This window comes from Paenibacillus sp. J2R1T-4, assembly GCF_059692235.1.
This window is the reverse complement of the sequence record NZ_JCAUBA010000018.1, coordinates 32,719-47,267: the sequence shown is the minus strand read 5'-3', so window position 1 is coordinate 47,267 and position 14,549 is coordinate 32,719. Positions and strand designations below refer to the sequence as shown.

14 protein-coding genes are annotated in these 14,549 nt (G+C 46.4%); all 14 read right to left on the bottom strand.

Going from position 1 to position 14,549, the window contains the following annotated elements; genetic code table 11:
* Positions 1 to 115 precede the first annotated feature (115 nt).
* Entirely contained in the window at positions 116 to 367 is a 252-nt protein-coding gene (locus AC58QD_RS24695) for a DUF1146 family protein (protein ID WP_497337682.1), read from the bottom strand.
* A 21-nt stretch (positions 368 to 388) separates the two neighbouring features.
* Positions 389 to 3,199 carry a S8 family serine peptidase gene (locus tag AC58QD_RS24690; protein WP_497337681.1) on the bottom strand — a complete coding sequence of 937 codons (2,811 nt, stop codon included), beginning with the start codon at positions 3,197 to 3,199 and terminating at the stop codon, positions 389 to 391.
* A gap of 209 nt (positions 3,200 to 3,408) precedes the next feature.
* On the bottom strand, positions 3,409 to 4,962 hold the full coding sequence (locus AC58QD_RS24685; protein ID WP_497337680.1) for an NADH-quinone oxidoreductase subunit N: 1,554 nt from the start codon (positions 4,960 to 4,962) through the stop codon (positions 3,409 to 3,411).
* Between the two features lie 4 nt (positions 4,963 to 4,966).
* A complete protein-coding gene (locus tag AC58QD_RS24680) occupies positions 4,967 to 6,601 on the bottom strand; it encodes a complex I subunit 4 family protein (RefSeq protein WP_497337679.1) in 1,635 nt (544 codons plus the stop codon).
* Position 6,602: 1 nt separating this feature from the next.
* Entirely contained in the window at positions 6,603 to 8,474 is a 1,872-nt protein-coding gene (gene nuoL / locus AC58QD_RS24675) for an NADH-quinone oxidoreductase subunit L (protein WP_497337678.1), read from the bottom strand.
* Between the two features lie 160 nt (positions 8,475 to 8,634).
* A complete protein-coding gene (nuoK, locus tag AC58QD_RS24670; RefSeq protein ID WP_497337677.1) occupies positions 8,635 to 8,946 on the bottom strand; it encodes an NADH-quinone oxidoreductase subunit NuoK in 312 nt (103 codons plus the stop codon).
* A gap of 3 nt (positions 8,947 to 8,949) precedes the next feature.
* Positions 8,950 to 9,474, bottom strand: coding sequence for an NADH-quinone oxidoreductase subunit J (locus AC58QD_RS24665; protein WP_497337676.1), 525 nt, complete (start codon positions 9,472 to 9,474; stop codon positions 8,950 to 8,952).
* On the bottom strand, positions 9,464 to 9,925 hold the full coding sequence (gene nuoI, locus AC58QD_RS24660) for an NADH-quinone oxidoreductase subunit NuoI (protein WP_497337675.1): 462 nt from the start codon (positions 9,923 to 9,925) through the stop codon (positions 9,464 to 9,466). Before nuoI ends, AC58QD_RS24665 begins: the two co-directional genes overlap by 11 nt.
* A gap of 28 nt (positions 9,926 to 9,953) precedes the next feature.
* Positions 9,954 to 10,961, bottom strand: a complete 1,008-nt coding sequence (nuoH, locus tag AC58QD_RS24655) for an NADH-quinone oxidoreductase subunit NuoH (protein ID WP_497337674.1) — start codon at positions 10,959 to 10,961, stop codon at positions 9,954 to 9,956.
* A complete protein-coding gene (locus AC58QD_RS24650) occupies positions 10,961 to 12,061 on the bottom strand; it encodes an NADH-quinone oxidoreductase subunit D (RefSeq protein WP_497337673.1) in 1,101 nt (366 codons plus the stop codon). The genes nuoH and AC58QD_RS24650 overlap by 1 nt, the downstream gene beginning before the upstream one ends.
* 3 nt (positions 12,062 to 12,064) lie before the next feature.
* The gene (locus AC58QD_RS24645; protein ID WP_497337672.1) at positions 12,065 to 12,943 is read right to left on the bottom strand and encodes an NADH-quinone oxidoreductase subunit C; all 879 of its coding nucleotides are present in this window, start codon (positions 12,941 to 12,943) and stop codon (positions 12,065 to 12,067) included.
* Positions 12,940 to 13,458 carry a NuoB/complex I 20 kDa subunit family protein gene (locus AC58QD_RS24640; protein WP_497337671.1) on the bottom strand — a complete coding sequence of 173 codons (519 nt, stop codon included), beginning with the start codon at positions 13,456 to 13,458 and terminating at the stop codon, positions 12,940 to 12,942. The genes AC58QD_RS24645 and AC58QD_RS24640 overlap by 4 nt, the downstream gene beginning before the upstream one ends.
* Positions 13,443 to 13,814: an NADH-quinone oxidoreductase subunit A gene (locus tag AC58QD_RS24635; RefSeq protein ID WP_497337670.1), complete on the bottom strand. Its 372-nt coding sequence runs from the start codon at positions 13,812 to 13,814 to the stop codon at positions 13,443 to 13,445. Before AC58QD_RS24635 ends, AC58QD_RS24640 begins: the two co-directional genes overlap by 16 nt.
* Before the next feature lie 302 nt (positions 13,815 to 14,116).
* Positions 14,117 to 14,518 (bottom strand): F0F1 ATP synthase subunit epsilon, encoded by a 402-nt coding sequence (locus AC58QD_RS24630; protein ID WP_497337669.1) that lies wholly within the window; start codon positions 14,516 to 14,518, stop codon positions 14,117 to 14,119.
* Positions 14,519 to 14,549 lie beyond the last annotated feature (31 nt).

Genomic DNA, 14,549 nt, shown 5'->3' with positions numbered 1-14,549 from the left:
TACGCTTTTCTACCGTTACAGTCTTCGCAGACCAAACGTCTTTTAGAACGGTAGCCAAAAAAGTTTATTATCCTATTACCATTGTTGACAACAAAAAAGGATGTTATTCGACAAGTTAAAACATCCCTCGGAGAAGCTGAGACCAATTAAAGTAATCGATGACGAATCTTGCCACCTCATACCCGAGCACAATGGAGAGAAGGATTTGCAAAACCTTGGCTGGAGCGCTCTTCGGCTGCTTCAGAAACAAATCGAATCGAAACTGCTGCAAGCTCCACCAAGAGACGAAGATGGATATCAGCACAATCGTGATATAAGTTAATCCTGATAAAGCAAGCGAATTTTCTACACGATCCATTACATCCATCCCTTGTTGCTCCTTTTCCTCTTACCTCGACAAAACACGTGTTAACATCACTGCAAATTCTGCCCTCGTACTCCATTGGTCTGGTCGATAGGTGCCATCCTCGAATCCCGTTATCCACCCTTCAGCCTTCATCTGCTTAAGGATGGGGGTTGCCCAGTGATCCGTCCCAACATCTTCAAAAGGTTGATTGCCACGCTGTTTCCCGCTGATCTTCATAGCATTGGCAAACAAGACAGCCATTTCAATACGAGTAAGCGGTTGATCAGGCCGCACCGTATTATCGGGGTAGCCCTGGATTATTCCGGCCTGCGCTCCAAGTGAGATAGCGTCATAAGCCCAGAAGGTATTGGGTAAATCTGCAAATACGATCGCCTTATGCTTGGTATACCCGAAAGCGCGAACTAACATGCTCACAGCCTCAGCTCGGGTAACGAGTCGCTCCGGACGAAAGGTATAGTCCCCATAACCTGAAATAATCTGACTGCTGCTCAGCTCTTCCATCGCCTGCTGCGCCCAATGGCCAGCTATATCTATATACCCACTTATCAGAGAATCAATCTTCGCCGAAATTCGATATACCTGTTCTCTGTAATTAGCATCGGCACTAAGCTTCACATAATACGTCCCTGGAGAGATCGGGTGAACCAAATCAATTTGTGTCTCCCCGAGCCTATTCTCAACAGAGGTAACATAAGTTAACGAGGCATTATGAAGGACCATATTCATCCTTCGATTGGTAGGAATGTCCCTTAGGTGCAGCTGCAATAAGCTCTCTTCCGTTACCTGAAGTTTAAACCAATCAATATCCTCTAACGAATCACTTCGGTCAATGACACCCTCTAACTCGTACTCATTACCAAGCAAGGTTGCTTGAAATGACTTGTCATTTGGCTCGTTTGCATCCAATACACGACCTTCATACTGAACTTCTAATGTGTAAGTACCATTAACCTGCTGACTATTCGTTTTGTCAACCAGAAAATAATAGGTCTCAGCGAACGCCTCCAGCCTATAAGATTCGGATTCCCCATCCCCATTCTGATCAATGGTCATGAGGTTGCCTCCTCTTTGCTGCACCCTAAGTATTAAATCCATTCGATTCGTGTCTGATGTCAGCCTGAGATTAACAATCCCAGATTGCTCTAATGTCATGGAGAACCAGTCCTGATCGCCTTCTTTGTGAAATGTGCCCGTTATCGATTGATTCCGAGGAGCCATCTTGTAGGCTTTGTATGAACGGTCATTGTCTTCGAACGGGTCGCTTCCAATGTGAAATGTATTAGTGATTCGATATGTCCATGCTATCTTCGAGGCGGGAGTATCCTGTATTAGCAAGAACAGGTGCCCCCCTTTACTTACATCCACTTCCAAGCTGCTCCCAGCGTTTATGGTGTAAGGAATGCCTTCAGGATGATCGATTGAATAATGAACCCATCTTGTGTTCACAGGAACCGGATTACTTGAGTTTATCTCAAATCGAATACTTCCCTCATAAGGAGCCTCAAGCATAAACCAATCAGCATCCAGCCCATCCCTAAGCTCACCCATTAGCATGGAATTAAGCGGAAAAGACTTGGCCTGCGCTTGATTGTCATTCGGTTCGTACATATCGTTCACATAGAGTTGAGACACTGCTCGATCTACACGGAGCAATCCATAACCGGTATACATATCCCATCCGGGCTGCCCGATATCCTCGGCTGTCTGACGCAGTAAATTGCGTATTTCATGTACCTTCAAGGAAGGATTGCGAGTCCAGGCGAGTGCTGCTGCTGCTGCAACCTGAGGCGCAGCCATCGAGGAGCCTTCCTCATATTCATACCTGCCGAACATAGCGGTCGTATACACGGACCACGGCGCTACCAAATCGAGCTCTGTCCCGTAGCTGGAGCGAGGCTCTACTTGATTATGGATGCGAACTCCGCCTACAGCCAGGACGCTAGGATAGGCAGCAGGATAGCGTACCAAGGCTCCATCATCGTTTCCGGTTGCCGCCACTAACAAGACACCCATATCCTCCGCGTATTTGACCGTCTCCATGAGGAATGGATCGTTGCGAAGCAGTCCCACGGATAACACAACAATTTTGGCTCCATGGTCAACCGCATAACGAATTCCTTCCCCTAGCTTATCCTCATCACCTTTGCCGTTCTTCTCTAATGCCTTAATCGGCATAATCTTGGCTTTCCATAACAAACCGCTGATGCCTTTGTTATTATTCCCAGAAGCAGCAATGACACCCGCTACTTTGGTTCCATGTCCATTATCGTCTCTTGGAGGTTGATTACGCTGTATTAAATTTTTACCCGGGACCAAGTTTCCTTTCAGATCGGGATGATCCAGATCAACCCCTGTATCAACCAGTGCAATAACTATCGAATCATTAGCGGATACTTGCGCCCATGCCTCGGAAGCATGAATCTGCTCCAGATACATCTGCCGACTCACAAATGGATCGTTAGGGGTTATCGCTGCGAATATCTCAAAGGATTGATTATCCGTTATGTATTGTACGGACTCCGAATGACTCCAGTGGTGAACCCACTCGGATTCGCTGACACCGGGCGCCGGTCGAGCCACAATCGTGCCAGATTCAGGGTTTGTACGGATTACTTGGCTCCATGCAGCAAAATCAGCGTCAGGTTGGTCTTTCCATTTAATCAGCCATGTGGAAGACTTCCCTTCTAAAGCAGACTCATCAGTCGAAGCTAGGGAAGGAGATGAAGATCCTCTATAATTTGAATAGTCTCGTAGTGAGGTAAAGCTAAATAATAGAAGAAGAAAGAGTACTAGGAGACCCATCTGCAGAAATACTCGATTATTGTGTGCCATTTAAGGGGTTCCTTGCTGAAAAAATAATGGTCTTCCTGTTGCATCCTATCTATTGTAACAAAGTTTCTTCTCAAAGTCTCATAGTTAAAGCATATGTAACCAAAATGTAACTATTATAAACTTATATCTAGAAAGCTAGGTAATAATGATTAAACACAAAAGGCTCTCCTTAATCGGAGAGCCCTCTTCCTGCGAAAACATCGGCATTCTTATCGGATAAAAAAGTCATATGGCAGGCTGAAAATATTCTCAATCCACCCCAGCACAATATGAGGAAATACCCCTAATGCTAGTGTAGCAGCTGCACAGATCCATACCGTAATTTGAGCCGGAACTTTAGACTCGAATTCAGACTCGTGATACGTGGCGCGCATGAACATTTGTCGTATGATTCCAAAGTAGTAGTAGAATGAAATCACACTTGTTCCGATCAGAATTGCGGCTAACCAGTACTTGTGAACCTGCAAAGTGCCTAGCATGATATACAGCTTTCCAAAGAATCCGCCAGTAACCGGTAACCCCGCCAGAGACAAAATTAAGATAACGGCGGCAACAGCGGTATAAGGCGCGCGATAGTACAACCCAGCAAAAGCAGAAATATCCTCGTTCTTGGTCGATTCACTGACCATCATATAGACCGCGATCATCCCGATGTTCATGAACAAGTAAGCGATCAGGTAGAAGAAGAATTCTGAAAAGTTGGAGTAGTGGACAATCCCGTATTGGGACGAAATCGGTACTAGCAAATATCCGGCATTCGCGACCCCAGAGTAGGCTAACAACCGTTTCATATTTTTCTGACGCAGTGCGAGCGCATTACCGACAATCATTGCAATCGCGGCTAGTACAGCAACCCCGAGGAATACATCGCTATGAATATCGGTCTGCAGGATGGCACCTAGGCCAAAGACGTTGTACAGCACCCTGAAGATGAGTGCAAACCCCGCCGCTTTGGATATGACAGCCAGAAAAGCGGTGACCGGCGAAGGCGCTCCCTGATAAGCATCCGGTGCCCACGTATGGAAAGGTGCTGCAGCAATCTTGAAGCCGAATCCAGCGAGCAATAGGAAGAAAGCCAAGTAAATGATCGGCTCAAATTCGCTGAAGTTTTCGGAAATCGCCATGTTAATTTCCATAATATTCGTTGTGCCGCTGATACCATACAGAAAGGACATTCCGTACAAGATAATGGCCGTCGAAATACCGCCCAATACGACGTATTTGAAGGCTCCCTCATTTGAAGCCATATCCTTTTTGCGCATGCCTACCATCACATAAGAGGTAATGCTCAACAGCTCCAGCCCGATGAACAAAGTGATCAGATCGCCCGAAGACGCCATAATCATTGCACCTAGAACAGCAGGCAGGAAGAAATAATAAAATTCCCCTTTGTGCGGAATCTCTTCTTCTTTAACTGAACCGAGACTCATTAGAATAATCAAGCCTGTTGCAGCAAGCAGCAGAAGCTTGAATAAGTTCCCGAAATCATCTACTCGGAAGCTCTGGCTTAATAGCTCAATAGGTTCGCCAGAGGTCATCTTGTTCGTAAGCTCATCAATCGGATTAATCGCGATGATCTGCAAACTTACAAACACGATGGAAATTGCAATACTCACTAAAGCGAGCCATCCAATAATGTTTCGGTTCTGTTTTTTGGGCAGGACCAAATCCAACAAGGATAGTATGATCGCGGCGATGACCAAGGTGAGCTCAGGCGCGAGATGGGCCAAGTCGGCCAAGTGTAATCGTTCTAGCTGATCCATGGTTCTATCCCCCCACCTTCGCAATACTTTGAATCCATTGGTCGAACCCGCTTACGGTGTAATGTAAGGTTTGGCTTAGTACCGCCGGGTAAACGCCCAACAAGATAATGAAAGCGGCCAGTGTGATCATCGGCACGGCTTCGATGAGACGAGCATCCCTCAATTGCTTGAAAGGCTCTGAGATCGGGCCGTAGCTCACTTTGAGAATCCCTCTTAACACGTACACCGCTGTAAGAATAATGCCTAGTGCACCCACGATCGTGATCGCTGGCATAGTATCGAACAATCCTAGGAACGATAAGAACTCACTTACAAACCCTGACAACAGCGGAAGCCCCAGAGAAGCCATTCCCGCAAGCATTAGTATCCCGCAAATAAACGGCATTGAGGCAGATAATCCACCCAGCTGATTGATTTCGGTCGTTTGCGTGCGTTCGTATAAGCTCCCAACAATTAAGAACATAAGCGCTGAAATCAGTCCGTGCGAAATGAGTTGGAAGATCGCACCTTGCATCCCGATCTCATTGAATGCGGCGATTCCTACCAGTACGATTCCCATATGACTAATACTGGAGTAGGCAAGTATCAGCTTCAGGTCCTTTTGACGGAAAGCCAGGATCGCTCCATATAAAATATTCACAACCCCGAGCACGGCTAAGCCCACTGCCCAATCCTTCGCTTGTACAGGAAAGAGCAAGATCCCATAACGAATGAGCCCGTAAGCACCCATCTTCAGCAGGATACCGGAGTGAATCATAACTACAGCCGGATGTGCTTCCTTATGCACCTTCAACATCCACGTGTGGAACGGGAAAATCGGCAGCTTAATGCCAAAGGCTATTAGAAGCATGAAGAACAGGGACCATTTCAAAGTATCACTCAAATAGAAAGGGTTGTCCGGAATGACTTCCTCGGTTGCATTAACGAAGGATTCAGGATCTTGGAACAAATTTTTACTAATCACATCCACATTGCCACTATAGAAAAAGTTAGTTCCTTGTTCCGTCTGTTCTAACGTAAACCCCGCGGTATTCACAAGAATCAGAAAGGCAAGCAGCATGATCGCCGATCCAATTCCGTTATAGATCAGGAACTTGTTCGCTGCTTTCTCTCGATTCATGTACCCCCATATTCCTATGAGGAAAAACATTGGAATAAGCGTCAGCTCGAAGAATAAGAAGAACATGAAGAGATCCCGGGCCATAAATACCCCGAACATCCCTACCTCAAGCAACAAAAACCAAATGTAGAATGACTTCCACCGTTTCTTCAGATGCACAGACGCTAATGCAGCCATCGCTGTCACGAGCGCAGTGAGGAACACAAGAGGAAGAGATAATCCATCAACCGACATCGTGTAATTGAATTCATAATAGAAACTCTGGAGCGAACTGATCTCCCCGACTTCTTTGTTAAGAGGAATCTGGATCCAATTCACTTCTTCCTTGAACTGCATCTCATCCGTATCTTGTTTGAAATCAGCATACAGAAGTCCCGATAACAAAAGAGGCACAAGCGTTGTTATAATCGCTATTGTCTTCAGCATGCGTCCTTTGTGTTTGGGCACAAATAGAAGAACAAGAATACCGAGCACTGGGGAGAAGACGATCATCGATAGTATAGGCCAGTTATCCAGCATGTTAGATGAACCTCCTTCCGACAAGCGCCAGCATTAGAATTAACAGCCCTAGTAATGTAATAAGGCCGTATGTTTGTACTTGACCATTCTGCAAGCGTGAACCGGTTCTACCCAACCCGGTAACAGCAGCTGCGGACAACCTCACTATACCGTCCACTACATACACGTCGAACAGATTTAGTACATGACCTATTCCTTTGAGCGGCTTTACAATTATGATCTGGTACATTTCGTCGATGTAATATTTACGTTGAACGAGTTGCAGTAACCAAGGTGCAGGCCCAGAAATTATTTCCCTGGAAATAGTGTTCTTGACATACATCAGGTAACCGAGTCCAATTCCAAGCAGCCCGACCAGGGTCGAGAGTATCATAACAAGTGCTGCTCCTTCGTGATGACCCGCCTCTTGACCTGTCAACCATTCTCCGAACCATCCGCTAAACGGTGTTTGCACGAAACCCGCGCCGAAGGCCAGAACAGCCAGAATGACGAGAGGGATAGTCATAACTGATGGAGATTCATGTGCATTTGTGTTATTCCGCGATTTGCCCATAAATACTAGGAAGAATAATCGGGACATGTAAAAAGCTGTGAAGAATGCGGCGACTAGTCCGATCACGAACAATCCATAACGCCCGTTATGAAAAGCCTCAGCCAATATGGCATCTTTAGACCAGAAGCCTGAGAAAGGAGGAATCCCGGACAGTGCCAACGTACCAATGGCAAATGTCCACGTGGTAATCTTCATTTTACGGCTTAGGCCACCCATCTCGTGGATGTTCTGAGTATGTACAGCATGAATGACACTACCAGCACCAAGGAATAACAAAGCTTTGAAAAACGCATGTGTAAACAAGTGGAACATACCGGCTGTAACGGTAGCGCTAATTCCTAACGCCATCATCATATAACCGAGTTGACTCACTGTTGAGAACGCCAGTATACGTTTAATGTCATTCTGTGCAACCCCGATTGTAGCGGCGAAGATGGCTGTGAATGCTCCCACATAGGCGACCAGATCTAAGGCGATTGGCGATGCCTGGAAGATATCAAAGGTTCGCGCCACCAAATACACTCCGGCCGCAACCATTGTCGCAGCATGGATCAGCGCACTAATTGGAGTAGGCCCTTCCATGGCATCAGGCAACCAGGTATGTAACGGGAATTGACCAGACTTACCAATTGCTCCGATGAAGATTAGAACGGCAATCCAATTAATGATATGCTGAGGAATCTGTTGTTCGGATAGAGCATTATGAATGCTGGTGAAATCAAGAGAATGGCTTGGCACATACCAGAATAGTAAGAGTATGGCGATAAATAAGCCTACATCCCCAATTCGCGTCATGATAAATGCTTTCTTCGCTGCAGCCCGCGCTTCAGGTTTAAAGTACCAGAAACCGATTAACAGGAAGGAACCCAATCCTACAAGCTCCCAGAAAATATACAGCTCGAGCAAATTTTCTGAAATCACTACACCCAGCATGGCAAACGTAAATAGCGCCACATAACTGAAGAATACAGTCTTACGATCGTCACCTTGCATGTAGCCTTTGGAATACAGGTTCACAAGCAAACTAACAAGCGAGACAATAAGCAACATTAGCGCGTTGAGATTGTTGATCTCGAATCCCATGCGGATCGAGACATCGCCGACCTTGATCCACTCGAGTGAGTTCCACGAGTAGTTGTTTACATTGTCACCCAGTCGTTCAATCCAGACCAAGAGTGACAGGACGAAGGAGGCTAGCGTCGCGATTATGCCCACATAGGCACCAAGCTCTTTCCACTGACGGCCGAAGGCAATCAACACTAGAAAAGCTGCCAGCGGGAACAGCGGAATGAGCCAAGCTAATTGTGAGTAGGATTCCATTGCTTTTTTCCTCCTTAAGACTTTGCGTAGCAAAGTCACTTCGAAAGCATTAACTTAGACTTTGCGTAGCAAAGTCACTTCGAAAGCATTGACTTAGCCTTTGTATCTGCAAGATTACTTCGCATAAGCAAGGTAAGTTGCTTTGCTTGCAAGTACAAAGTTATTTCTTCATAATATCCATTTCTGTCACGTCACTCGTCCCTTTATTCCGATAGAGAGACACGAGAATCGCAATCCCGATCGCTGCTTCTGCAGCCGCTACTGTCATGCTGAACAAGGTGAAAATTTGTCCCGTCATCGAGGGGTTCACACCCATTTTGGAGAAAGCAACCAAGTTCAGGTTCACTGCATTGAGCATTAATTCAATGGACAGAAGCACAATGACGGCATTTCTCTTGGATAATGCGCCGTACAGGCCAATACAGAACAGGATCGCGCTTAACGTTAAATAAGGCAGAATCGTATCGCTCATCGCTTAATCCTCCTCCCGCTTAGCCAAGACGATGGCTCCAATAAAGGCTACCGTCAAAAGGACGGACACTAGCTCGAACGGAATCACATACTTGTTAAACAGTAGCTTCCCGATTTCAAGTGTGTTGTCTTGGACTTGAGGGATATCCGCTTGTGGAAATGTCGCTTGCTGGATGGCATAGAAAATGACACCGAACAGAATTAATGCACCAAGCCCAAGCAGTACTTGATGGACAGGATTACTGGATGGTTCATCCTCTCGCTTGTGCTGGGTCATCATAATTCCGAATATCATCAGAATCGAGATGGCGCCTGCATAGATCAAGATTTGAACAAAAGCAAGGAATTCCGCATTCAACAGCACGTACAGACCAGCTAAGCTAATAAAGGTAACCGCAAGCGAAACGACCATATGAACGACTTTGGTAAAGCTGATCATAAAGATCGCTCCGCCTATGGCGAATAATGCGAAAATGAAAAAACCGATATTGGCCCCGCTGGAGAAGAAATCAACCAAATTATCCAGCATCCTTCTTCGCTCCCCCTTTAGGCAAAGCCGCGTTGTTATTCTCTTTGCGGACATTCTTGTTGTTATCATGCAGCCAATCCATGTCCTTGTACAGTTCATCACGGCTGTAGCTGGCCAACTCGAAATTGTTCGTCATCACAATCGCTTCTGTTGGACAAACCTCTGTACACAAATCACATAGAATACAGATCTCAAAGTTAATATCGTAGGTCTCAATAACGAGCTTCATCTTACTCTCCGGGTCAGGGTTCTTCTTACCGGTTAGCGTAATGCATTCGGTTGGACAAACCCGTACGCACTGATTACATACAATACATTTCTCAGGATCAAAATATTGGATTCCCCGGAATCGGTCAGGCAGCTCCAAAGGAACGTCTGGATAACCGTAGGTCACTTTTTTCTGAGTCATCGTCTTTAATGTAAGTCCAAGTCCTTTAATAATGCCCTTCATTAGGTGTTCACCCCATTCGTCATTGAATTCATCGTAAGAACTCCAATACAATCGCCGTCAGAAATACGTTGGCCAAGGCTAAAGGCAGCAGCACTTTCCAACCGATCCCCATGAGCTGATCTACACGAACCCGAGGTAAGGTGGCACGCAGCCAGAACAAGAAGAATACGAAGAACGAGAATTTCAGCAAGAACCAGATAATGCCTGGGATGAAGTCCAAGAACGGAAAGGGACTATACCAGCCGCCGAAAAACAAAATAGTTGTTAATGCGGATATCGCAAACACGTACACATACTCTGCCAGCATGAAGAAGGCAAAGCGGAATCCACTGTACTCCACATGGTATCCAGCTACCAACTCTGATTCTGCTTCTGGCAGGTCAAATGGGGTACGATTCAGCTCCGAAACACCAGCAATTACGAATACAACTAACCCGAGAATTTGCGGAATGAAGTTCCAATCCCAGAACCAACCTTGCTGACCTTCAACGATTAAACGAAGATTCAAGCTTCCCGTCATCATGATTACACCGATAACAGAGATCACAAGAGGAATCTCATAGCTGACCATTTGGGCCGCGGAACGCATACCGCCTAACAAAGAGTACTTGTTATTGGACGCCCAGCCGCCTAATACAATCCCAATCGTCGAAATGCTCGACAAGGCTGCATAATACAAGATCCCAACGTTCAAATCAGCGAATTGCCAAGTAGACGTAAAAGGGAATGTGGCCAAAACCACGAATGATGGTACAAACGTAATGATCGGTGCGAGTATGAACAATTCCCGTTCGGCTTGACGAGGTATCGTATCTTCCTTGATCAATAGCTTAAGAACGTCTGCAACCGACTGTAATAACCCTAAGGGACCCGTACGGTTAGGGCCGATACGGAATTGCATCCAACCAATGACTTTGCGCTCAAAGTAAATGGCGTAAGTAACAAAGCCTAATACTAATAATAACATCAGCACGCCAAGGGAAAGCATAATGCCGAAGTTAGTCCACGTCAGTTGCTCTTCGAGAATCCCAAACATTAACAGTCAACCTCCCCGAGCACGATGTCAATTCCGCCAAGGATCGTAATCAAGTTTGTCATGGATTGACCGACTAACAGTTTCGGCAAAATTTGCAGGTTAACGAAAGAAGGTCTTCTGAACTTTAAGCGATATGGCTTGTCTTTACCTTTGGATACAATATGACAACCGATTTCTCCCCGAGGAGATTCGATCCTAACATACACTTCACCTTCCGGCGCCCGGAGAATACGAGGAGCTTTACCCATGATGTCGCCATCCGATGGGAATTGTTCAACAGCTTGCTCCAAGATGCGAAGAGATTGATGAATTTCCTCCAAGCGGACCAAATAGCGATCATAGCAATCCCCATTCTTGCCCACTGGCACATCGAATTGAAAGCGATCATAGATGCTGTATGGTTGGTCTTTACGCAAGTCCCACTTGACGCCTGTAGAACGCAGATTGGCTCCACTGAGCCCATAATCAATGGCCGTCTGAGCATCATATTGGCCTACTCCCTTGATACGACCAAGAAAAATTTCATTACCCGATACTAGGGTATCGTATTCTTTTAACTTCTCTCTCATATAAGGGATGAAGTTACGAACTTTCTCAATCCAGCCTTCCGGCGCATCCCATTTCACTCCACCAACACGCATGTAGTTGTATGTTAGACGCGCTCCACACAGCTCATTGAACAGATCGATAATGATTTCTCTATCACGGAAGGCGAATAGAAACGGACTCATCGCCCCGATATCGAGCAAATAGGTTCCCCACCATACCATGTGGCTGGCAACACGCTGCAGCTCCATTACGATTAGACGCAAATATTGCGCGCGCTCCGGAATTTCCAGTTGCATTAGGGTCTCAACTGCATGCACCAGCACATAGTTATTGGTCATCGCCGATACGTAGTCCATTCGGTCCGTATAAGGGATGATTTGGGTATAGGTCAAATCCTCAGCCAGCTTCTCGGTTCCCCGGTGCAAGTATCCAACTACAGGTGTGGCTTCGGTTATGACTTCACCGTCTAGCTTGACTATAATCCGGAACACCCCGTGTGTACTGGGATGCTGTGGTCCCACATTAAGCAGCAATTCTTCAGTACGAATCAACAGTTACACCTCCGGATCAAACGGTTCATAGTCTTTGCGAAGCGGATGCCCCACCCAATCGTCAGGCATCATAATTCTCCGCAGGTCAGGGTGACCGGAGAAATGGATGCCTAGCAGGTCATACACTTCTCTCTCCTGCCAATTAGCAGTTTCCCATATCGGGGTTACGGAAGGAACTGACGGTTCGTTACGATCCGTTTTTATTTTTAAGCAGTAGTCTTGCTTCTTATCTAGGGAAATTAAGTACACCACAACTTCCATGTGGGTTTCGTAGTCTACGCCAGACAAATTGCGCAAATATCGCAGCGACAGCTCTTCATTTTCTTTTAGAAAAGCTGCAGTCTCCGCCCAATTCTCACTCTTAATGGTGATAACGGGAAGATGTCGGTCTCTTTCGTTGATTACCGCTTCTACAACAGCATCCGCGGCGACGTTATCTTTAATCAACTGAACAGCGCGATCAAGTACAGGTTGCTTCGGTGATGGTGCTTTGGGCTCGCCAGAATCGCCTTCACCTCCACCCTCCGTCTTGGCAGCACGTGCCGCTGCTCTAGCCGCTCGTGCTTCCGCTGCCGCCTTGGCTTTGGCTTCCTTTTCCGCGTCCTCTCCGCCTTCTGAAGCCGTTGCAGGAGTCCCTGCAGAGTCGCCATCCCCCTCAGTCCTCGCTGCGCGGGCTGCTGCTCTGGCTGCTCGTGCTTCCGCTGCAGCCTTCAGCTTCGCTTCCTTCTCCGGGTCAACATCGGCAGGAGAAGCATCCTCCACTCCAGGAGCTTTGACCTCTTTCGTTTCCGCAGCAGACTCAGCAGCTTCTGAGGAAGGAGTTGCGTTTTCAGGTTTATTGGTTACGCTTTCTTCTTTATTTTCATTCGAATCGTCGCTCATCGGTTGATCACCTTCTTCCCGGTCTTCGCTTCGTATCGAATTTTCTCCTGGAGCTTGTTAATTCCATAAATAAGAGCCGCCGGATTCGGCGGACAGCCAGGAATATAGACATCAACAGGAACGATCTGATCTACGCCCTTCACTACAGCATAAGAACGTATATAAGGACCACCAGCTGTAGCGCAGGAGCCCATTGCGATTACCCATTTGGGTTCCGGCATTTGATCATATAATCGGCGCAGTAAAGGAGCCATCTTCTTCGTGACTGTTCCCGATACGATCATGACATCAGATTGACGGGGAGAAGTCCGGAATATTACACCGAATCGGTCCAAGTCATAATGTGCCGCCCCTGTACCCATCATCTCAATCGCACAGCAAGCCAAACCGAACGTCAGCGGCCACAAAGAGCTGCTTCGCGCCCAACCCTTCACTTGATCCAGCGTAGTCGTAAGGACATTACGCTCCAGCTCTTGCTGATCGTCTAGCTTAATTGTCTCTAGATTGATGTCCATTGCAGCACCTTCTTCTTCCAAGCATAGATAAGTCCAACAACTAGTAAAAGCACGAAGATCAGCATTTCAATGAGCGCGAATAACCCAAGCTGGTTGTAGGCAACGGCCCATGGATACATAAACACTGTTTCCACATCAAATATTACAAACATTAAGGCAAACAAATAATACCGAATGTTAAAGCGCACATGACTGTCGCCGATCGGTATATTCCCGCTCTCGTATGTCGTTTGCTTCTGCTCGGTTGGCTTATTAGGCCTCAGCCAGCGTCCTACCGTCAGCGCCACAATGGGAAGCAATATTCCCAACGCAAGAAAAATGGCCACAAAGACATAATTGTTCGTGTACAGCGCCATACCATCGCCTCCATTAAACAATTGAGTGAAGAGATCCATACTTTCAAGCTAACCATCTGCAATGGAGCAGTTGCTTAACTCGGGTTAGGGTACTATTCATTCTTTATAAATAGTTCTGATTTCTCTTTTAAACACCCACACAATTATACCAAAAGCACCTATAAACGTCTATGTACAACTGAAAGTACAACCTGTCCTTTAATTGTCCCTTCCGTTATTCATTTACCATAATGATGTAGATCATACAAAGCTTTGTAAAAAAGCAAAAAAAGCAAAGGACCGAAATCCTTTGCTTTTGCTTGTTACCTTCTTGTGGAGACGTCCAAACGGTTCATTGCTCTTTGCAGAGACATTTCCGCGCGACGGAAATCAATTTCATCCTGCTTGCCAGCGATTCGTTTCTCTGCGCGCTCTTTAGCCGTTCTTGCACGCTCGATATCAATATCGCCAGGACGTTCTGCGGATTCAGCCAAAATAACAACCTTGTCCTTCCGAACCTCCATGAAGCCCCCGTTCACAGCCATAACCTCCGTTGCACCGCCACGTTTAATCGTGATCGGAGCAATCTTCAACGGTGTGACTAACGGAATGTGATTTGGTAATATACCAAGCTCACCGGATACACCTTTTACACTGACCATATTCACATCCTGGGCATACACTACACGCTCAGGCGTTACCACTTCCAATAAAAAAGTACTCACGCCAATACCTCCTGAGAGCTTTCGGTAAGAA

Bases quoted from the DNA above. Each gene is read 5' to 3' on its own strand.
- nuoL (WP_497337678.1), bottom strand. From the start codon at position 8,474: ATGGAATCCTACTCACAATTAGCTTGGCTCATTCCGCTGTTCCCGCTG.
- AC58QD_RS24665 (WP_497337676.1), bottom strand. From the start codon at position 9,474: ATGCTGGATAATTTGGTTGATTTCTTCTCCAGCGGGGCCAATATCGGT.
- AC58QD_RS24640 (WP_497337671.1), bottom strand. From the start codon at position 13,458: ATGGACATCAATCTAGAGACAATTAAGCTAGACGATCAGCAAGAGCTG.
- AC58QD_RS24695 (WP_497337682.1), bottom strand. From the start codon at position 367: ATGGATGTAATGGATCGTGTAGAAAATTCGCTTGCTTTATCAGGATTA.
- nuoH (WP_497337674.1), bottom strand. From the start codon at position 10,961: ATGTTTGGGATTCTCGAAGAGCAACTGACGTGGACTAACTTCGGCATT.
- nuoI (WP_497337675.1), bottom strand. From the start codon at position 9,925: ATGAAGGGCATTATTAAAGGACTTGGACTTACATTAAAGACGATGACT.
- AC58QD_RS24680 (WP_497337679.1), bottom strand. From the start codon at position 6,601: ATGCTGGATAACTGGCCTATACTATCGATGATCGTCTTCTCCCCAGTG.
- AC58QD_RS24690 (WP_497337681.1), bottom strand. From the start codon at position 3,199: ATGGCACACAATAATCGAGTATTTCTGCAGATGGGTCTCCTAGTACTC.
- AC58QD_RS24645 (WP_497337672.1), bottom strand. From the start codon at position 12,943: ATGAGCGACGATTCGAATGAAAATAAAGAAGAAAGCGTAACCAATAAA.
- AC58QD_RS24635 (WP_497337670.1), bottom strand. From the start codon at position 13,814: ATGGCGCTGTACACGAACAATTATGTCTTTGTGGCCATTTTTCTTGCG.
- AC58QD_RS24685 (WP_497337680.1), bottom strand. From the start codon at position 4,962: ATGGATCAGCTAGAACGATTACACTTGGCCGACTTGGCCCATCTCGCG.
- nuoK (WP_497337677.1), bottom strand. From the start codon at position 8,946: ATGAGCGATACGATTCTGCCTTATTTAACGTTAAGCGCGATCCTGTTC.